This window comes from Streptomyces sp. NPDC127190 (assembly GCF_042672505.1).
Taxonomy (GTDB): domain Bacteria; phylum Actinomycetota; class Actinomycetes; order Streptomycetales; family Streptomycetaceae; genus Streptomyces.
On sequence record NZ_JBHXVE010000005.1, the window covers coordinates 79,887 to 98,156 of the forward strand.

Annotated in this window: 17 protein-coding genes and 1 pseudogene; 6 read left to right on the forward strand and 12 right to left on the reverse strand. The window is 70.9% G+C overall.

Annotation, left to right across the window (positions count from 1 at the left end; translation table 11 throughout):
- Nucleotides 1-117 precede the first annotated feature (117 nt).
- The 7 genes from ccsB to hemL form a co-directional block, all read right to left on the reverse strand.
- Nucleotides 118-1,206 (reverse strand): c-type cytochrome biogenesis protein CcsB, encoded by a 1,089-nt coding sequence (gene ccsB, locus ACFVIU_RS10605; RefSeq protein ID WP_385841887.1) that lies wholly within the window; start codon nt 1,204-1,206, stop codon nt 118-120.
- Nucleotides 1,203-2,948, reverse strand: coding sequence for a cytochrome c biogenesis protein ResB (locus ACFVIU_RS10610; RefSeq protein WP_385841888.1), 1,746 nt, complete (start codon nt 2,946-2,948; stop codon nt 1,203-1,205). The genes ccsB and ACFVIU_RS10610 overlap by 4 nt, the downstream gene beginning before the upstream one ends.
- 3 nt (nt 2,949-2,951) lie before the next feature.
- Nucleotides 2,952-3,719, reverse strand: coding sequence for a cytochrome c biogenesis CcdA family protein (locus ACFVIU_RS10615; protein ID WP_385841890.1), 768 nt, complete (start codon nt 3,717-3,719; stop codon nt 2,952-2,954).
- Nucleotide 3,720: 1 nt separating this feature from the next.
- Nucleotides 3,721-4,308, reverse strand: a complete 588-nt coding sequence (locus ACFVIU_RS10620) for a TlpA family protein disulfide reductase (protein ID WP_385841891.1) — start codon at nt 4,306-4,308, stop codon at nt 3,721-3,723.
- 126 nt (nt 4,309-4,434) lie between these two features.
- The gene (locus ACFVIU_RS10625) at nt 4,435-5,700 is read right to left on the reverse strand and encodes a hypothetical protein (RefSeq protein WP_385841893.1); all 1,266 of its coding nucleotides are present in this window, start codon (nt 5,698-5,700) and stop codon (nt 4,435-4,437) included.
- 188 nt (nt 5,701-5,888) lie between these two features.
- A complete protein-coding gene (locus ACFVIU_RS10630) occupies nt 5,889-6,587 on the reverse strand; it encodes a histidine phosphatase family protein (RefSeq protein WP_385841894.1) in 699 nt (232 codons plus the stop codon).
- Entirely contained in the window at nt 6,584-7,900 is a 1,317-nt protein-coding gene (gene hemL / locus ACFVIU_RS10635) for a glutamate-1-semialdehyde 2,1-aminomutase (RefSeq protein WP_385842200.1), read from the reverse strand. Before hemL ends, ACFVIU_RS10630 begins: the two co-directional genes overlap by 4 nt.
- Before the next feature lie 506 nt (nt 7,901-8,406).
- Here hemL and ACFVIU_RS10640 point away from each other — a divergent pair.
- The gene (locus ACFVIU_RS10640) at nt 8,407-8,844 is read left to right on the forward strand and encodes a hypothetical protein (protein WP_385841895.1); all 438 of its coding nucleotides are present in this window, start codon (nt 8,407-8,409) and stop codon (nt 8,842-8,844) included.
- Nucleotides 8,845-8,926: 82 nt separating this feature from the next.
- On the opposite strand, the gene ACFVIU_RS10645 is transcribed toward ACFVIU_RS10640, so the two are convergent.
- On the reverse strand, nt 8,927-9,481 hold the full coding sequence (locus ACFVIU_RS10645) for a flavoprotein (protein ID WP_385841896.1): 555 nt from the start codon (nt 9,479-9,481) through the stop codon (nt 8,927-8,929).
- Nucleotides 9,478-10,749 (reverse strand): helix-turn-helix domain-containing protein, encoded by a 1,272-nt coding sequence (locus ACFVIU_RS10650; RefSeq protein ID WP_385841897.1) that lies wholly within the window; start codon nt 10,747-10,749, stop codon nt 9,478-9,480. Before ACFVIU_RS10650 ends, ACFVIU_RS10645 begins: the two co-directional genes overlap by 4 nt.
- A 175-nt stretch (nt 10,750-10,924) precedes the next feature.
- On the opposite strand from ACFVIU_RS10650, the gene ACFVIU_RS10655 reads away from it, so the two are divergent.
- From ACFVIU_RS10655 to ACFVIU_RS10670, 4 genes and pseudogenes are all read left to right on the forward strand, one after another.
- Nucleotides 10,925-11,362, forward strand: a complete 438-nt coding sequence (locus tag ACFVIU_RS10655) for an ATP-binding protein (RefSeq protein WP_385841899.1) — start codon at nt 10,925-10,927, stop codon at nt 11,360-11,362.
- A 2-nt stretch (nt 11,363-11,364) separates the two neighbouring features.
- A pseudogene (locus ACFVIU_RS10660) lies at nt 11,365-11,634 on the forward strand (UDP-N-acetylglucosamine 1-carboxyvinyltransferase); the annotation flags it as partial.
- Nucleotides 11,635-11,850: 216 nt separating this feature from the next.
- Nucleotides 11,851-13,434 (forward strand): sensor histidine kinase, encoded by a 1,584-nt coding sequence (locus tag ACFVIU_RS10665; protein WP_385841900.1) that lies wholly within the window; start codon nt 11,851-11,853, stop codon nt 13,432-13,434.
- Nucleotides 13,425-14,147, forward strand: coding sequence for a LuxR C-terminal-related transcriptional regulator (locus ACFVIU_RS10670; protein ID WP_385841901.1), 723 nt, complete (start codon nt 13,425-13,427; stop codon nt 14,145-14,147). The genes ACFVIU_RS10665 and ACFVIU_RS10670 overlap by 10 nt, the downstream gene beginning before the upstream one ends.
- Here the strand turns inward: ACFVIU_RS10670 and ACFVIU_RS10675 are convergent.
- Entirely contained in the window at nt 14,081-14,920 is an 840-nt protein-coding gene (locus ACFVIU_RS10675; RefSeq protein WP_385842201.1) for a class II glutamine amidotransferase, read from the reverse strand. The genes ACFVIU_RS10670 and ACFVIU_RS10675 overlap by 67 nt on opposite strands.
- Nucleotides 14,921-15,046: 126 nt before the next feature.
- Here ACFVIU_RS10675 and ACFVIU_RS10680 point away from each other — a divergent pair, with 126 nt between their 5' ends.
- Complete coding sequence (locus ACFVIU_RS10680; RefSeq protein ID WP_385841902.1) at nt 15,047-15,577, forward strand: hypothetical protein; 531 nt, start codon at nt 15,047-15,049, stop codon at nt 15,575-15,577.
- Between the two features lie 10 nt (nt 15,578-15,587).
- Here ACFVIU_RS10680 and ACFVIU_RS10685 read toward each other — a convergent pair whose 3' ends face one another.
- The gene (locus ACFVIU_RS10685) at nt 15,588-17,000 is read right to left on the reverse strand and encodes a DUF2252 domain-containing protein (RefSeq protein WP_385841903.1); all 1,413 of its coding nucleotides are present in this window, start codon (nt 16,998-17,000) and stop codon (nt 15,588-15,590) included.
- 3 nt (nt 17,001-17,003) lie between these two features.
- Nucleotides 17,004-17,516 (reverse strand): potassium channel family protein, encoded by a 513-nt coding sequence (locus ACFVIU_RS10690; protein WP_385841904.1) that lies wholly within the window; start codon nt 17,514-17,516, stop codon nt 17,004-17,006.
- Between the last annotated feature and the right edge of the window lie 754 nt (nt 17,517-18,270).

Here is an 18,270-nt window from a genome sequence, read left to right on the forward strand (position 1 = left end):
TGGATTATGTGCGTGTTCCCGTGGGTCTGACTGGTGCCCTGTGCGATGGAACCGCTCATGACACCAGTGTGGGCACCCTTCGCCCCGGCCGCCCGCGCAGCCGGAGCGGCACGGGGGTCACACGCCCGCGTACGAGTGCTTTCCGGTGACGAAGATGTTCACGCCGTAGTAGTTGAACAGCCAGCAGCCGAAGGCGAGCATCGCCAGATAGGCGGCCTTGCGGCCCTTCCAGCCGGCCGTGGCGCGGGCGTGCAGGTAGCAGGCGTAGGCGACCCAGGTGATGAAGGACCAGGTCTCCTTCGGGTCCCAGTTCCAGTACCGGCCCCAGGCGTCGCCCGCCCAGATCGCGCCCGCGATGATCGTGAACGTCCACAGCGGGAAGACGGCCGCGTTGACCCGGTAGGCGAACTTGTCCAGCGAGGCGGAGGAGGGCAGCCGCTCCAGCACCGAGGTGGCGAAGGTGCCGGGCTTGCCGCCCCCGGCGAGCTTGGTCTCGTACGCGTCCTTGAACAGGTACAGGATCGTGGCCACCGCGCCGACGTAGAACACCGCACCGCAGAAGATCGCGGTGGAGACGTGGATGTACAGCCAGTACGAGTGCAGGGCCGGGACGAGCTGGTCGCTGGCCGTGTAGAGGACGGTGACCGCGAGACCCAGGTCCAGCAGGACCGTGGTGATCAGGAACAGGCCGAGCCAGCGCACGTTCTTCTTCAGCGCCAGCAGCCCGAGGTACACGCCGACGGCGACCGTGGAGAAGGTGATGTTGAACTCGTACATGTTGCCCCACGGCGCCCGCTGCACCGAGGCCGCGCGGGCGATCACGCCGCCCAGCTCGACCAGGAACGAGAGGACCGTGAGGGAGACCGCGATCCGGCCGTAGAGGTCGCCCTGGGCGTCGCCGCCGTGCGCGCCGGGACCGTCCGGCACGTCACGCGCGCCGGACGCCGAGCGGACCACGACCTTCGGCCGCTCCAGCACGGCCGTGCCGCCGGCCTGCTGGACGGTGACGGCCGGGCCCTTGGCGGCCTTGGCGGGTGCCGCGTCCGCGGTCAGCGCGGCGGCCGTCCGCGCGACCTTGCTGCGGCTGCCGAAGAGCCATTCGGCGATGTACGCGAAGAATGCCAGCGTGTAGACGGCCATCGACGAGTAGATCAGCGTGTTGCTGATGCTCGCGAGATGTTCGTTGGTTGCGGCGGCGAGAGTCACTTCTCAGACCCTTCGGCAGGTACGACGGGAGATTCGGTGGAGGTGGCAAAGGCGCCGGAGGCTTCGTCCGGGTCGTCGTCGGGTGCGGAGCCGGAATCGTCGGGGGCCCCGGGCGCCCGGTCGTACAGGATCCCGGCGAGGTCGCCCAGCTCCTCGGGGACCTTGGCGGACTCGCTGCGGCCGAGCCCGGCCATCTCGACGACGGTCACGCCGTCGGCACCGCGCACCGCCCGCACCCACACCCGGCGGCGCTGGATGAACAGGGAGCCCGCCAGGCCGAAGATCGCCGCGATCGCGGCGCCGAGCGCCCAGCCGCTGCCCGGCTCCTGGACGATCTCGAAGCCGGCCCACTCCTTGACGTCCTTCTCGAAGGTGATGGACCCGGCGCCGTTCGGCAGCGTCAGCGTGTCACCCGGCTGGAGGAGCTTCTTCAGCAGCTGGCCCTTGCTGTCCTTGAACGCCTTCATGTGCGTCTTGTCCAGCTGGTACACGCTCTGCGGGGTGCCCGCGTCCACACCCAGGTCACCGTGGTAGGCGTTCACCGCGAGCAGCGGGTTCACCAGCGCCGGGAACTGGGAGAGCATGGTGCCGCTCTTCGGGTCGAAGGTCGGCACGAAGAAGGCCTGGAAGCCGAGCTGCTCGGTCTTGCCCTGGGGGTTCTTGTAGCCGTCCATCACCTTCACCACGCCGTTGGAGGTGACGTTTCCGTCCAGCGGCAGCAGCGGCACGGCGTCGTGGAAGACCTGCTTGCCCTTGCCGTCGCGGACCGTGATGACCGGCGCGTAGCCGTGGCTGACCAGGTAGACCTTGGAGTCGCCGATGTGCAGCGGCTTGTTGACCTGGACGGTGGTCGACTTCTGCTTGCCGAAGGCGCCCACGCTGTAGTCGAGCTTCGCCTCGAAGGTGCGCGGGGTGCCCCGGTTCGGGCCGGAGACCTCGTAGGTGCCGGTGAAGTCCTTCAGGTCGAAGCTGAACGGCACCAGGTCGTCGTTGCGGAACAGGCTGCCGGACTTGAAGTCGTCGTACTGCGCGAGCGAGTTGGCGAAGCCGCCGCCCTCGACGACCAGCTTCGTCCCGTCGGACTTGTACAGCTGGCCCCAGGCGAAGGCGATCAGCATCACGATCAGGGCGAGGTGGAAGACCAGGTTGCCCAGCTCGCGCAGATAGCCCTTCTCGGCGGCGACCGCGTCCCCGGCCGCATGGGCGCGGAAGCGGCGCTTCTTCAGCAGGGCGAGCGCGGCCTCGCGGACCTGCTCCGGATCGGCCGTCGTCCGCCAGGTCGTGTAGGCGGGCAGCCGGTTCAGCCGCTTGGGCGCGCCCGGCGGACGGCCGCGCAGCTGGCCGACGAACTGCCAGGTGCGGGGGACGATGCAGCCGATGAGGGAGACGAACAGCAGGATGTAGATCGCGGAGAACCACACCGAGCTGTAGACGTGGAACAGGCCGAGCTTGTCGTAGACGGGCGCGAGCGTCTTGTGCGCCTTGCGGAAGTCGTCGACCTTGTTGAGGTCGGCGCCGGACTGCGGGATCAGCGAGCCGGGGATCGCGGCCAGCGACAGCAGCAGGAGCAGCAGCAGCGCGACCCGCATGGAGGTCAGCTGCCGCCAGAACCAGCGGACCCAGCCGATGACGCCGAGGCCGGGCGGGGCGGACAGCTCCTCCGTCGGCGCGGTGGACAGCTGGGAGCCGGCCGCGCCGAGGTCCTCCTGGTCGCGGGCGGTGTCGGTTTCGGTCTTGCTCATCGGTCAGATCCCCACATCGAAGCCGCCGGACCAGGTCTGCATCTGCTGTACGAGGCTGTCCCAGGCGCCGGTCAGCAGCAGCGCACCGGTCACGATCATCATGGTCCCGCCGATGCGCATCACCCAGACATAGTGGCGCTTGACCCAGGCGAAGGCGCCGAGCGCCTTGCGGAAGGCGACGGCGGCGAGCACGAAGGGCAGGCCCAGTCCGAGGCAGTAGACGACCATCAGCAGGGCGCCGCGCGCGGCGCTGGACTCGCTCATGGCGAGGATGTTCACCGAGGACAGCGTCGGGCCGAGGCAGGGGGTCCAGCCGATACCGAACAGCGCTCCGACGATCGGCGCGCCCACCAGGCCGGTGGCCGGCCGCTTGTGGAAGCGGAACTCGCGCTGGGTGAACCAGGGCATCAGCCCCATGAAGAAGACGCCCATGAGGATCATGAAGACGCCGAGCACCTTGGACAGGACGTCCTTGTGCTGCTGGAGGGTCCAGCCGAAGGAGCCGAACAGCGCTCCGGTGGAGATGAACACGGCGCTGAAGCCGAGTACGAACAGGGAGGCCCCGGCGACCATCCGTCCGCGCCGGGCCTCGCCCAGGTCGGTGCCGGCGACCCCGGTGACGTAGGAGAGGTAGCCGGGGACGAGCGGCAGCACGCAGGGCGAGAAGAAGGAGACGAGTCCGCCGAGGAGCGCGATCGGCGCGGCGACCAGCAGGGCGCCGTGGAGCACGGTCTGGTTCTGGCCGACGGCCAGGGTGACGAGTGCGCTCACGTCACTTCTCCGCCAGGACCGGCTTGAGCATCTTCAGCAGGGCGGTGTCGTCGAGCGCCTCCAGGGCCCGCGCGGCGAGCTTCCCGTGCCGGTCGATGATCAGCGTGGAGGGGATCAGCTGCGGGTTGAGCGTGCCCTTCTCGAAGCGGAGCATCAGCTTTCCGCTCGGGTCGTACAGGCTCGGGAAGCCGATCTTGTGTTCCTTCTCGAAGGCGACCGCGGGGGTGGTGCTGGTGTCCCGGGTGTTGACGCCGACGAACTGCACGCCCTTGTCCTTGTACTGCTCGGAGACCTTGGCGAGGTACTGGGCCTCCTCCCGGCACGGCCCGCACCAGGAGCCCCAGAAGTTGACGACGACGATCCGGCCCTTGTAGTCGGCGATGTCGAGGCGCTTGCCGTCGATCGTCCGGCCGGACAGGTCGGGGGCGGCGACCCGCTTGCCCTGCGGGACGGTGTCGATGCCGTTGTTGCCGGTGATGAAGTTGGTGTTGCCGCCTCCGCCCGAGGTGCCGCTGCCGCACGCGGACATGGTCAGGGCCGCGACGGCGGCCACGGCGCTGAGCAGGACGGCGCGGCTACGGGTTTTCATGTGAAAAGTTTCGCATGGCCGTTCCAGGACTCTCGCGCACCCCCCTGCCGGGCGGAAAACCGCATTTCAGGGCGTATTTACACGGGACATTTCCGGCAGGGGGCGGGGCGCGGGCGGCTCACTGGGCTAAGCGAGGAAGGTCTTCCAGCCCCCGGCCGGCTGCTGTCCGACCTCCAGCGTGCGGAGCTTGGCGAGCACCTCGGGCTTCTGGACGTCCATCCAGTCCACGAACTGCCGGAAGGACACCATCCGGACGTCGGCGCCCTTCTCCTTCTCGCGCGCGATGTGCTTGAAGGCCTCCTCGACGGAGTCCATGTAGATGCCGCCGTTCCACTGCTCGAAGTGGTTGCCGATGAAGAACGGCGCCCGGTTTGTCTTGTATGCCCGCTCGAAGCCGGCGATGTACGCCCCCGCGGACTGCTTGCGCCAGCCCGGGTAGTTGTAGGAGGGCGCCTTCGTGGTGTTCAGGGACTGGTTGGCGAGCATGTTGTAGTCCATCGACAGGACCTCGAAGCTGCGCCCCGGGAACGGCACCTGCTGGAGCGGCAGGTCCCATATCCCCTGCCGCTTCACCGGCCACACCTGCCGGCCGCCGGGCGAGGAGGCGTCGTACCGCCAGCCCAGCTCGCGGGCGGTGGGCAGCAGGTTGTCCTGGCCGAGCAGACACGGCGTACGGCCGCCGACCAGCTCCTTGTCGTAGTCGAAGGGCAGTGCGGGCAGGTCGTGCCAGCCGGTGTTGGTCTTCCACTCCTTGACGAAGGACGTGGCCTGCTGGATCTCGCTCTTCCACTGCTGCGGGGTCCACCACTTGACCGAGCCGTGCGTCTCGCCGCAGAAGTGCCCGTTGAAGTGGGTGCCGATCTCGTGGCCCTCCAGCCAGGCCCGGCGCACGTTGGCCAGCGTGGACTTGATGTGCTCGTCGGTGAGATAGCCGATGGCGGAGGCGCCGCGCGGGTTGTTCGGGGGCGCGTACATCCGCTTCTTCGACTCGGGCAGCAGATACAGCCCCGAGAGGAAGAAGGTCATGCTCGCCCCGTGCTGCTTGGCGAGGTCCAGGAAGCGCGGGAAGAGGCCGTTGCCGACCTCGCCGGCGCCGTCCCAGGAGAAGATGACGAACTGCGGCGGCATCTGCCCCGGCTCCAGCGGCTCCGGCTTGGCCGGCTGGTGCGGCTGCTTGCCGGTGAAGGAGGTGGAGCCGTCGCCGATGAGCTTGGCCGGACGCGCACCGTCCGTGCCGTCCTTGCCGGAGCCGTCCTTGCCGGAACCGCCGGAGTGCCCGCCGCCGTCCGAGGACTTGAGGCTCCCGCAGCCGGCGAGGGAGGCGGCGGCCGCGGCTCCCGCGCCGAGGCCGAGCATTCCCCTCCTGGAAAGGGGCCGGGAGAAGGTGCGCATGGAAATCCCCGATTCGTCACGCCTGCTGGTGTCACCCAGGGAGAGGACGTGACGATCGGGGAGGTTCCCATGATTCTTATGTTTTTCGTAACGGAACCGGCAAAAGCGCTCTAAGCGCTTCGCGGCGGCACCCGGCGTCTCGGCGCTTCTGGGCGACTCCCGGCGCTTCTTGGCGGCTCCCGGCGCTTCTAGGCGCCGAAGGCCTTGCCCTGCGCGGTGCCCTTGCCCTTCTGCGGCTTGGCGCCGGCCCGCAGATGCTCCGGGACCAGATCGATCGCCGGCTCGCTGTAGCCGACGGACACGATCTTGTCGCCGAGGTAGGTGAACGACGTCAGGGACGCGAGGGTGCACTGCCGCTTGCGCGGGTCGTGCCACAGCCGGCGCCGCTCGACGTACGAGCGCACGATCCAGATCGGCAGCTGATGGCTGACCAGCACCGCCTCGTGGCCGCGCGCCTGGTCCTTGGCCGCGTTCAGCGCGCCCATCATCCGCACCACCTGGTCGACGTACGGCTCGCCCCAGGACGGCTTGAACGGGTTGACCAGGTGCTGCCAGTTGCCCGGCTTGCGCAGCGCGCCGTCGCCCACCCCGAAGGTCTTGCCCTGGAAGACGTTGTCGGCCTCGATCAGCCGCTCGTCGGTGGCCAGGTCCAGCCCGTGCGCCTTGGCGATCGGGGTGGCGGTCTCCTGCGCCCGCTCCAGCGGGGAGGCGCAGACATGGGTGATGTCCCGGGGGGCGAGGTGCTCGGCGACCCGCTCGGCCATCTGCCGGCCCAGCTCGGAGAGGTGGTAGCCGGGCAGCCGCCCGTACAGGATCCCGGTCGGGTTCTCCACCTCGCCGTGCCGCATCAGATGGACGACGGTGACGTCCTTGTCGCTGCTGCTCATGCGGTGGCCTCCGCAGCCGCCCGGGCCGCCGCCGGAAGGGCGTCGGCGATCTTCTGGATAGCCCGCTCGTCGTGGGCCGTGGACACGAACCAGGACTCGAAGGACGACGGCGGCAGATAGACGCCGTTCGACAGCAGCGAGTGGAAGAACGCGGTGAAGCGGAACGACTCCTGCCGCTTGGCGTCCTCGTAGTCGCGCACCTGCCGGTCGGTGAAGAACACCGAGAACATGTTGGAGGCGGTCTGGAGCCGGTGGGCGACGCCCTCCTTGCTCAGCGCCTCGGTGACCAGGCCCTGGATCTGCTGCGACACGGCGTTCACCGTGTCGTACGCGGCGTCGTCGAGGAGCCGCAGCTGGGCGAGGCCCGCGGCGGTCGCGATCGGGTTCCCGGACAGCGTCCCCGCCTGGTAGACGGGCCCGGCCGGAGCGAGGTGGCCCATCACATCGGCCCGCCCGCCGAACGCGGCCGCGGGGAACCCGCCGCCCATGACCTTGCCGAAGGTCATCAGGTCCGGCGTGACCCCGTCCACCCCGTACCAGCCGGCGCGGCTGGTACGGAAGCCGGTCATGACCTCGTCGGAGATGTAGAGGGCGCCGTTCTTGTGGCAGGCGTCCTTCAGCCCCTGGTTGAACCCGGGGTCCGGCGGCACGACGCCCATGTTGCCCGGCGAGGCCTCGGTGATCACACAGGCGATCTCCCCCGGGTGCCGGTGGAAGGCCTCCTGCACCGCCTCCAGATCGTTGTACGGCAGCACGATCGTGTCCCCGGCCTGCGCACCGGTGACACCGGGCGTGTCGGGCAGCGCGAAGGTGGCGACCCCGGACCCGGCCGCGGCGAGCAGCGAGTCCACATGCCCGTGGTAGCACCCGGCGAACTTGATCACTTTGCTCCGCCGGGTGAACCCGCGGGCCAGCCGGATGGCCGACATGGTCGCCTCGGTGCCGCTGCTCACCAGCCGCACCTGCTCGACCGGCGCCACCCGGGCGACGATCTCCTCGGCGAGCGCGACCTCGCCCTCACCGGGCGTGCCGAAGGACGTACCGCGCGCGACGGCCTCCTGTACGGCGGCGATGACCTCCGGGTGCGCGTGCCCGAGGATCATCGGTCCCCAGGAGCAGACGAGGTCGACGTACTCACGGCCGTCGGCGTCGGTCAGGTACGGACCCTTGCCGGACACCATGAACCGGGGCGTACCGCCGACGGCGCGGAAGGCGCGCACCGGGGAGTTCACCCCGCCCGGGGTGACTTCGGAGGCGCGGTCGAAGAGCGCCTGGGACACCGGCGCGTCGTAGGGATAGGGCGTTTCGCTCAGTGCACTCATGACGTGCGGCTTCTCCGGCTTCTCGGACTCCGGTTGCGTGGTGACCCCCTCAGGGTAGGCCGCGCCCCGTCCGGCGCGACGGCCCGCCTCGGGAACGCGGCACCGTCATCCGCCATCTGCGAGACTGAGACCTGATACACACAGCTCTCACGCACGTAATGATCAGGGGATGCTCAGGGCCGGGCATCGCTCCGCGGACTGTTGTTCCACCGCACGTTTCGGCGGGCGGCCGTGGGGGAGGTCACTGACACGATGATCGGGTTGCGCGGCGGGGGCCACGCGTCCTAGAAAAGCAGTCGGGTGGAGATATGCATCGCGGTGGCGGACTGGGCGAGGGGACTGATGACCTGGGTCCTCGGCGTGCCCGGCGGGGAAGGCACCGGCGCGACGCGGAGGAAGCGACCGAAACACGTCAGACACAGGGTGTACCGGGTGAGCCCGAGCGGCACGACCGGCGGGCCGACCGCCTTCGGGCAGGGAGCAGGAATGGTGGTCGGGTGGGGGTGACGTACAAATACTTCGGCGCGCCGGACGGAGCGACCGCGGCCCGCGTCCCCATCTCGATGCGGCCCGAGGAGCTCGGCGGCGACGAGCTGGGCATGAACGGCATGTTCACCAGGATCAAGCCGGAGACGGTGGCCGCGATGGTGCTGACCGGCATCGAAGGCGTCCCCCTGCACAAGGTGCCGCCGCTGGAACTGGTCGTCCTGCACCCCGACTACGCGGTCGTCAAGCTCCCCATGACGGTCGTCGACCCGCTGCGCGGCATCGGCGAGGAGGCGGTCGGCGCGGCGGCCTTCATCTGGTCCACGGTCCCGGACCGCGGAGGGCCGCGGGACGCGTTCAACGTGTACCAGTTGCTCCACGAATGGCAGGACTTCAGCCATCGGCTGCACGAGGCGGGGCATCAGGCGTATTGCCTGGTCTGGCCGTGAGGTGGGGTTTCTCTGCCGGCGGGCGGAGCTTTCCGGCTCCGCCCTGACCCGTGCCTCTACGGGGCCGGTGAAGAACGACCCCTCACCGCATCGTGCTGACCATGGGTTCCAGCAGTTCCAGGGCCTCCTCCCAGCGGAAGCGGTCCGCCGCACCGCCGGCCCTCGGCCGATGCGGTTCGCAGGAGCCGATCAGGACACCCATCCCCCGCAGCCGGTCCAGGCTCTGCTGGTAGGCGGGGTGGGCAGCCTGCGCGGAGTTCAGGTACGGCAGGGCCGCCGTCGGGATGCCCATGCCGTACGCCTCGCACAGGATGCCCAGGGCGAGGGTGTCGGAGATCCCGGCGGCCCACTTGTTGATCGTGTTGAAGGTGGCCGGGGCGACGGCGATTGCGTCCGCGGGCGGCAGTGGGCGCGGATCTCCCGGTGAACGCCAGGCGGAGCGGATCGGGTAACCGGTCTGTGCTTCGATCGCCGTAGCGTCGATGAAGCCACATCCCTGCGGTGTGGCGACGACGCCGACATCCCAGTTCGCCTCCTGGGCGGCTGTGATCAGCTTGCCGACGTCACGGGCCACGCCTGCCGCGCACACGACGACGTACAGGAAGGGCTTCTTGTCCGGAGCGGTCGGTTCGGTCACGCGGGGACTCCCAGTTGACGGCTGAAGCGGTGCAGTTCCGGCAGAGTACGTCGGCGGTCGCGGGCGGCCATGTCGGCGACCAGGTTGCGGACGTCGGGGCGGCGGATGTCCTGGGCGGCGCAGGTCTCGGCGATCCTCAGGGCCTGGTAGCCGTCGGCCAGGCGACCCTGCTGGCTGTAGGCGCGGGCCGCCTCCACCCACAGTGCGGCCCGGCGCTCGGGGACCGGGATGTGCCGGCGCATGAGGGGCCGGGCCGTCTGAAGGGCGAGACCGGCGTCGCCGAAGGCCACCAAAGCGCTCAGCTCGTGCAGGGCAACATTGGTCGGGCTGAAGGTGGCCCAGGCGTCGGGCCGGTCGAGAGTGACGTACCGCGAGACTTCTTTCGCCTCGGTGAGGAATTCCTTCGTGGCCGCGCGGTCACCGCGGCTGCTGGCCGCGGTCACACCGCGCAGGAGCAGCAGTCCGACGGCAGCGAGGTACTTCGGTGAACGCCGGTCGTAGGAGCCGGTGAGCTGGTCCGCGGTGTGCCGGACCAGCGTGACGGCCTCTGTGGCGTGCTTCTCTCGGACCAGGACGTGGGCCTGGACACGGACGCTGGAGGCGAGGACCACAGGATCCCCCGAGCGCTCGGCCTCGGCCATCGCCCGGCCGACGGCAAGCCAGGCATTGCCCTGGTCGTGCCGCTTGAGCAGCAGACTCGTCGTCGTCTGGTACGCCGTGGCCAGGAGTCGGGACACCATGTCCCTGTCCGTCGAATCGTCGGCGGCCACCCGCAGGTCGGCGATCAGGCTCGGGAGGATGCGCTCCAGCTCCGTGTAGTGACAGGTGTGGAAGAGCCTGAGTGCTGATCCGACGCGTTCGTACAGGGCGGCCGTGTCCTGGGGGCCACCGGTACCCACAGGCCCGGGGCCGGGCAGAAGTGCCTGGACGAGGGCGGTGTGCGAGGCCGAAGAGCCGGCCGGGGCAGCGAGCGCTGCGATGCTCACGGCAAGAAACGTGCGGCGGTGCATGTCGTCAGCTTCTTGATCGGCGGCGGAGACGTCCGGAGCTGGGGCGAGGCCCAACTCATCAGGTGGAATGCTCAGTTCCTGCGCGATGGCGCGTAGTACACGGATGTCCTCCGTGCCGCGACCGCTCTCCAGACGGCTCACCTTGGACTGGTGATACCCGAGCGCTGCGGCCACGTCGTGCTGTGAGCGCCGCTGTAACACCCGTGCGCGACGGATCCGTTCTCCGATCCGTCTCGCTCCTCCATGCGCGTCGGCCATCTGCCACGGCTCCTTCCGCCGTCGCTGATCCTGCCTGCTCAATCGAGCATAAATCAGCCGTAGTTGGCGGTGATGCAGCTCCCGCATAACCCATGCAGCGCCCGTGCCAACGCTCGCCACTCACGGCGACGGGCTGGTTGCTTGGTGTGGCCCCACCAACCTCGGAAGGCCACTCATGGACGCGCACCAGCTCGCTCTTTCTTTGCCCGCGACGCCTGTCGCAGCGACCACGGCTCGGCACCAGGCCGTGGCCGCGATAGCGGGCTGGGACGCGGGGCTGGGCACCGAGGTGGTGCACACGGCCGAACTGCTGGTCAGCGAACTCGTCACCAACGCGGTCCAGTACGCCGGCACCGGATCCGTCTCGCTCGCGGTCTGTCTCGACGAGGCCGTCCTGCGGATCGAGGTCTGCGACACGAGCCCGGTACTGCCCCAGCCGGCTCTGCCCGACGCGGACAGCGAGGGCGGCCGGGGCCTGTTCCTCGTCGCCGCCCTCGCCGACCGGTACCACGCCGAACCGACCGAGACCGGCAAGCGCTGCTGGGCCGAAATCGACCTGACCAGCACACCCAGCCAGGAATTCTCCTGTTTCCCTCCCCTCCAGAGGAGTTGAGGATGACGACCACCCACGTCCCCAGCGTGGCCGCCGAGGTGATCGCCGTACGCCCTGGACCGCCGCTCGCCGGCACCGTGAGCGTCGACGGCTCCAAGAACGCCGCTCTGCCGCTTCTCGCCGCTGCGGCGGCCTTCGGTCGCCCGGTTCGATTGAGCAACGTCCCGGACAGCACGGACGTCCAAATCATGCTTGTTCTGCTGCAACAGGCGGGCTGGCATGTCGCGCAGCCCGTCGGTGAACCGACCACCTATGTGATCCTGCCGACGGAACCTTGTCCGGTCCCCAGCCGGTTTTGAGGGGGCTCCCCCGCCCGGGTAGGGGTTTGCCTACCCCCGGAGTAGGTGTCGGTCCATGGCGCGTGCCACGTTCCTCGCAGCAGCATGGCGTGCAGGTCACAGCGTGTGGCCTGGGTGAGGAGACGGGGGGCCGGTATGTGGCCGATTCCGGTGGGTGGGGTGCCGTGGCCCGCGGGGGTGCTCGTGGGGTTGACCGCGGTCTGTGCGGTGCTGGCCGTCAGGGCGGAGCAGGCGCGGGACCGGTCGGGGCGGGTCGCGCGGCCGGGTGGGCGGGTCGGCTGGCGGGTCGTGGCGGGGTTGGTGGGGACGGCCGCGTACGGGAGTGTGCCGGCCCTGGTGTTCGCCCTGCACAACTCCGCCGGATCGAACGGCTATGTCGTCACCGTGCCGGATCTGCAACCCGACGGGCTGCTCCCGGCGGCGCTGCTCGCGGCCGGTCTGCTGGCCACCGCGCTGCCCGCCGCGACGGATGTGCCCGGGCGGTGGTTGCTGCCCGGGGTCGCGGCGGCGACCGGCGAAGTGCTGGAAGGGACGTACTGGCTCACGCATTCCTCTGTCGGCTACGGGCGCGACCTGCTGAATGTCCTGGTGGGCTGTGTGAGCGTGCCGGTGCTCGCCGCGCTCGCCGGTGCGGCGCTGCGCCGGCCGGCGAACGGGGGGCCCGCGTGTCTGGTCGGAGCGGATGCGTCGAGGTCCGCGCGCTGGGCACTGCTGCTGCCCGCCGTCGTGGTGATGATCGGTGACCTGCTCGGTTTCGATCTGTGGCGGTTCGCGCCGCCGGGCACCGGGGCGGGGCCGGCGGTGGTGGGTTATCTGGCGGGCCTGGCGCTGCTGGTGGCCGTCGTGGCCGGGCTGGTGCGGTGGCCCCGGGCGGCCGCGAACCTGGCCGTCCTGGGTCTGGTGGGGATCGGGGCGTACGACGTCGCCCAGAGCGGGTTCGGACAACACCTCGTGGTCGTCACGAAGGTCGGCAGGCCGACCGGGCCGGCGCCGGACCTCCCCCTGGAGATCGCCCACCATGCGTCGGTCCTCGGCGGTATCCAGGGGGCGGTGCTGCTGGCCCTCGGGCTCTGGCTGCTGCCCCGAACCGTGCTGGCGGATGCCGGCCGGCTGTTCGGCAGGGGGCCCGACCCGGCGCTGGCCCGGCGGGTGCGGGAGCTGACCGCGACCCGGGCCGACGCGCTCAGTTCCGCGGCCGCGGAGCTGCGCAGGATCGAGCGGGACCTGCACGACGGCGCGCAGGGACGGCTGGTCGCCATCGGAATGAACCTCCGGGTCGCCGAGGCGCTGATCCACCACGCGCCGCACGAGGCCGCCGCGCTCGTCGTGGAGGCCCGTGTCGCGTCGGCCACCGCACTGGCGGAACTGCGCGGCCTGATCAGGGGAATGCACCCGCCGATGCTGGCCGACCGGGGCCTGGGGGAGGCGGTCCGGGCGCTCTCACTGGACCTGCCCCTGCCCTGCGAGACCGAGATCGACCTGCCCGAACGGCTCCCCGCCCCGCTGGAGTCGGCCTGCTACTTCGCCGTCGCCGAAGTGGTCACCAACGCCGTCCGGCACTCCTACGCGCGCGGTCTCGTGATCCGGATGGCCCGGACGGAAGGGTTGCTGCGCATCGAGGTCGTCGATGACGGGGTCGGCGGCGCGGAACCCGCCCGGGGCACCGGGCTGGCCGGGGTGGAGCGACGGCTGGCGGCCTTCGACGGCATCCTGGCAGTCAGCAGCCCGCCCGGGGGACCGACGATCGTGGCCATGGAGGTGCCGTGCGCGTAGTCGTCGCGGAGGATCTCTTCCTGCTCCGTGAAGGGCTGGTCAGGCTCCTCACGGCGCGTGGCTTCGAGATCGTGGCGGCCACCGACAGCGCTCCGGGCCTGCTCGACGCGCTGCTGGAGCACCGGCCGGACCTCGCGATCGTGGACATCAGGCTGCCGCCCACCCACACCGACGACGGGCTCCGTGCGGCGCTGTCCGCCCGGGAGCGGATCCCCGGGCTGCCGATTCTGCTGCTCTCCCAGTACGTCGAGCAGATCTACGCCCAGGAACTGCTCGCCGACCAGGCAGGCGGGGTCGGCTATCTGCTCAAGGACCGGGTGTTCAGCGACGACCAGTTCGTCGACGTGATCCGTACGGTCGCCGCGGGCGGCACGGTCATGGACCCCGAAGTGGTCACCAAGCTGCTCGGCCGCCGCGGCCGTGGCGCACGCGAACCCCTCTCCCGGCTCACCGAACGGGAACGTCAAGTGCTGGAACTCATGGCCGAGGGACGCTCCAACAGCGCCATCGCCAGCCGGCTCTTCATCAGCGACAAGGCCGTGTCCAAACACAGCACCGGCATCTTCGCCAAGCTGGGGCTCGCCCCCTCCGACGACGACAACCGCCGTGTGCTCGCCGTACTCGCCTACCTCATGTCCGCGCCGCGTCACACCGGCGCCGGTGACGGGCTGAACGGCCTGATGACGTCCTCGCCCGGCTGGACGACGCCGTAGCTGTTCTCCGGGAACTCCTTCCAGGCGCCCGGGAGGTCGCCCAGGGGTTCCGAGACGACGAGGCGCGTGTCGTCGGAGACGTCCCAGAGGAAGGCGGCGTCCGGGTGGAGTGCGCGCAGGGACGCCACCTCGGCACTGACGTACAGGGAGCGGGAGCGGTTCTCGCTGGAGTGGCGGAAGGCCCAGAGGCGTTCGCCGTCGGAGACCGCGACGGTCATCTGGAGGGGGTGGGGGATGTCGTGGGCGCGTGCCGTCTCCTCGACCAGGCCGGCCATCCGGGCGACCGCGCCGGGCGGATCCTCCTCAAGCCCGAAGGTGAGGGCGAGGAAGAACATCAGCTCGGAGTCGGTGGAGCCCTCGATGTCGGGGTAGAGCAGCGGATCGACGGCGAGGGCGAGGTCGCGCCGGATCCGGTGATGTCCGTTGATCATGCCGTTGTGCATCCACAGCCAGCGTCCGTGGCGGAACGGGTGGCAGTTGGTCTGCTGCACCGCCGTACCGGTCGAGGCCCTGATGTGGGCGAAGAAGAGACCCGAGCGGACGTGCTGCGCGATCTCCTGGAGATTGCGGTTGTTCCACGCCGGGCCGACGTCCCGCAGCACCGCCGGGGTGTCCGCGTCGGGCGTGTACCAGCCGACGCCGAAACCGTCGCCGTTGGTCGTCTCCACCCCCATGCGGGAGTGCAGGCTCTGGTCGATCAGGGAGTGTTTCGGCTGGAACAGGACCTGGCCGAGAGCGATGGGGGAACCCGAGTAGGCAATCCAGCGGCACATGCTGCGGCCCCGCTTTCCCTGGTGTCCGAAGAGGTGTCCGAAGACGCCTTCTGTCTCCAGGGTGTGCGCACGCGGCGGGCTTGTCATGCTGGCGGGTGTCATCCCGTACATGGGGCGGTGATCGCCGTGACAGCGCGCAGACGAGACCTGGTGGAGTCCGCCCGTCAGGAGCGTACGGCCGAACAGCGGGCCCGGACGGACTACACCGGCGGTGTCTACGGCTCCCTGCTCGCCGCCTCGGTCGTGATCGGCGCCGGCACGCTCGGCCCCTGGCCCCGGCTGGAGCTGGTCGTGCTGCTGCTGGTCACCGGTGTGGTCTTCTGGGTGGCCCATGTGCACGCCCATTTGTTCGGCGCCCGGCTGGCCATGCATCCGCTCCACCGCCGGGCGATCTGGCACGTGTGCCGGGACGAATGGCCGATCCTGAAGGCGGCCGTGCCGCCGGCCATGGCCGTGGCCGTCAGCCCGCTGCTGGGCCTGGATCTGCCCGGCACCATGTGGCTGGCCGTCTCCGTGGCCGTGGCCGGACAGGTGGGCTGGTCGGTGGCCGCGGCCCGGCGGTCGGGCGGGTCCTGGCGGCTGACCGCGCTCACGGCGGTGGTCAACCTGGTCCTCGGCCTGCTGATCGTCGGCTTCAAGCTGGCCGTCACCCACTGAGGGGGCGGGTTCAGCCGGTGGCCGCCCGGATCCCGCCCTTGCGGACGGCCGCGCGCAGCGCCTTGTGGTCCCGCTCGTTCTGGTCGGCGTACGCCTGCGCGAATCCGGTCAGGGCGCGGTCGAAGCGGTCGCTGCCGCCCAGGTAGGCGGCGAGGACGACGGGGTCGCCGGAGCGGGCGTGGGCCCGCGCCAGACTGGCCCCGCACAGGTGCCCGTACAGACGCAGCAGGCCGGGGTCCATGGTCTCGGGCCGTGCGGTGCCCTTCCAGTCGCGCAGCTGGCGGACGTAGAAGTCCCGGTCGCGTCCGTCGAGGCCGGCCACGCGCGTCCAGCCCAGGAAGATGTCACTGGCCGCCTGGATCAGCCGCTGCCCCTCCACCACCCGCCGGCCCTGGTTGTCGTGGTGGTGGTCACCCGTGTACGCGGCCAGCACCGACTCCTGCGCCTCCTTGGCCTGGAGCAGCAGGGGGTCGCCGTCGTCCTTGCCGAGCAGCAGCAGGATCCAGCAGCGGGTGCCGACGCTGCCCACACCCACGACCTTGCGGGCCATGTCCACCAGCCGGTAGCGGCCCAGGAGGTACCGGCGCTCGGAGGAGAGGCTGTCCGCGTACCCCTCCAGGACGGTCCGGAGCCGCTCCTCCGGGCCGCCACCCGGGCCGGGGCCCGTCGGCAGGTCCCGGAGCGGGGTGACGAGCGGGGGTTCCGGCGCGATCCGCCGGCCCTCGGCGGTCACCCGGGTCAGGCGGGCGAAGGCCTCCAGATGCGTGCGGGTCCTGGCGCGCGCCGTGGCCTCGGCGGTCCGCCGCCGGGCTCTTCCGGTCATCGACGCGGCCAGCAGTTCGCGCATCCGGTCGGCGTCGTCCTGGGCGTACCAGACGTCCAGGGTGCGCATGCCGGCGAAGATGCGCATCCGGGTGCGGTACGTCCGCACGCACTCCCGGACGGTACGGTCCTGGTCCCGCGCGGAGAACCCGTTGGCGCGGGCGGCCACCACGAGGCTGGCGGCCAGACGTTTGACGTCCCACTCGAAGGGGCCGGAGAGGGTCTCGTCGAAGTCGTTGATGTCGAAAACCAGGTGCCGCTCGGGCGAGGCCAGCAGACCGAAGTTCAGCAGATGGGCGTCCCCGCACAGCTGCACCGTCAGCCCGGTGCCGGGCAGCGGTGCGAGGTCGGCCGCCATGACGGCCGCGGCTCCGCGGTAGAAGCTGAACGGAGAGGCGAGCATCCGGCCGTACCGGACCGGGACCAGCTCCGGCAGGCGGGTGGATCCCTGCTCCTCCAGCACCGCGACCGGGTCGGGCCGGTCCTGGGCCGGCTCGAACCGGCCGTGGCAGGACCTCGGGGCACGCTTGCGGGCGTTCCTGCCGTACGCCGCCCTCTCCGCCGGGGACAGCCGGACGGTCGGGGACATCGGTGCCGTCATGGCTCACCTCTCGCTGTCGTCCCGGGCGTCGCCGGGCTCCTGGCGCTGCCCGCTCCGGCGCGTCAGTCCGGTCTCCACGGCATGGGCGAGGATCCGCGCGGCGACGCCGACGAGGACGAGGCCGCCGGTCATCTGGACCATGGTCATCATCCGTCCGGCCTGCGACCGGGCGGTGATGTCGCCGTATCCGACGGTGGAGAAGGTGGTCAGGGTGAAGTAGAGGGCGTCGGTCCTGGTCAGCCCCTCGCTGAAGGAGCCGGGCTCGGACTGCTCCAGCAGGTAGTAGCCGCTGGCGAAGGAGACCAGATACAGCGCCACCGTGACGATCAGGGCCTCGACGGCCCTGGGCCGCGGATACGGCGAGCGGACGATCGTCCGCACCTCCCAGGCGAAGATGCCGGCCGCGGCCAGCAGGCCGACCAGGAGGACCAGGGCGGCACCGCTGGTACGGGGCCGGTCCAGGGGCAGCAGGTAGTACCCGGTGACGAGCACGGCCGCGAACGCACAGGCCCGCACAAGCGACACCACCCCGGCCCGCCGCCCAGACCCCCGCCCCGGGCCCGGCCCCGCCCCCTCCGGCCGCGAATCCGTCTCGGCTCGCCGCTCTGCCACCACGTCCGGCCCCGGACCCGCCCCGCCCGGCTGGGGAGCCGCCCCGGCCGCACCCGGACCCGCCCCACCCGGCTGGGGAGCCGCCCCGGCCGGCCCCGGACCCGCCCCATCCGGCCGGGAAGCCCCCTCCTCCGGCAGGGGAGCCGCCTCGCCCGGGCGCGAACCTGCCGCGTCGGGCGGGGAAGCCGCATCGCCCGGCAGGGAAGCCGCATCGCCCGGCCGCAGACCCCGCTCGCCCCGCCCCGCACCCGCCCCCTCCGGCCGCGGATCCGTCTCACCCCACCCCGCACCCGCCCCCTCCGGCCGCGAATCCGTCTCACCCCACCCCGCACCCGCCCCCTCCGGCCGCGAATCCGTCTCACCCCACCCCGCACCCGCCCCCTCCGGCCGCGGATCCGTCTCGGCTCGCCGCTCTGCCACCACGTCCGGCCCCGGCCCCGCCCCGCCCGGCCGCGGATCCGTCTCACCCCGCCCCGGACCCGCCCCCTCCGGCCGCGGATCCGTCTCACCCCGCCCGGGAGACGCCCCGCCCGGCCGCGGAGGCGCCTCGTCTCGGCGTGAGGGGGTTCCGTCCGGGTGGGTGGGGGCTGGGTCAGTCATGGGGGCGATACCTGTCCGGGGTCGGTGCGGCTACCCGTACACCCCATAGCCATGGCGC

Bases quoted from the DNA above. Each gene is read 5' to 3' on its own strand.
- ACFVIU_RS10610 (WP_385841888.1), bottom strand. From the start codon at position 2,948: ATGAGCAAGACCGAAACCGACACCGCCCGCGACCAGGAGGACCTCGGC.
- ACFVIU_RS10620 (WP_385841891.1), bottom strand. From the start codon at position 4,308: ATGAAAACCCGTAGCCGCGCCGTCCTGCTCAGCGCCGTGGCCGCCGTC.
- ACFVIU_RS10625 (WP_385841893.1), bottom strand. From the start codon at position 5,700: ATGCGCACCTTCTCCCGGCCCCTTTCCAGGAGGGGAATGCTCGGCCTC.
- ACFVIU_RS10630 (WP_385841894.1), bottom strand. From the start codon at position 6,587: ATGAGCAGCAGCGACAAGGACGTCACCGTCGTCCATCTGATGCGGCAC.
- ACFVIU_RS10650 (WP_385841897.1), bottom strand. From the start codon at position 10,749: ATGGCCGACGCGCATGGAGGAGCGAGACGGATCGGAGAACGGATCCGT.
- ACFVIU_RS10655 (WP_385841899.1), top strand. From the start codon at position 10,925: ATGGACGCGCACCAGCTCGCTCTTTCTTTGCCCGCGACGCCTGTCGCA.
- ACFVIU_RS10675 (WP_385842201.1), bottom strand. From the start codon at position 14,920: ATGTGCCGCTGGATTGCCTACTCGGGTTCCCCCATCGCTCTCGGCCAG.
- ACFVIU_RS10685 (WP_385841903.1), bottom strand. From the start codon at position 17,000: ATGACGGCACCGATGTCCCCGACCGTCCGGCTGTCCCCGGCGGAGAGG.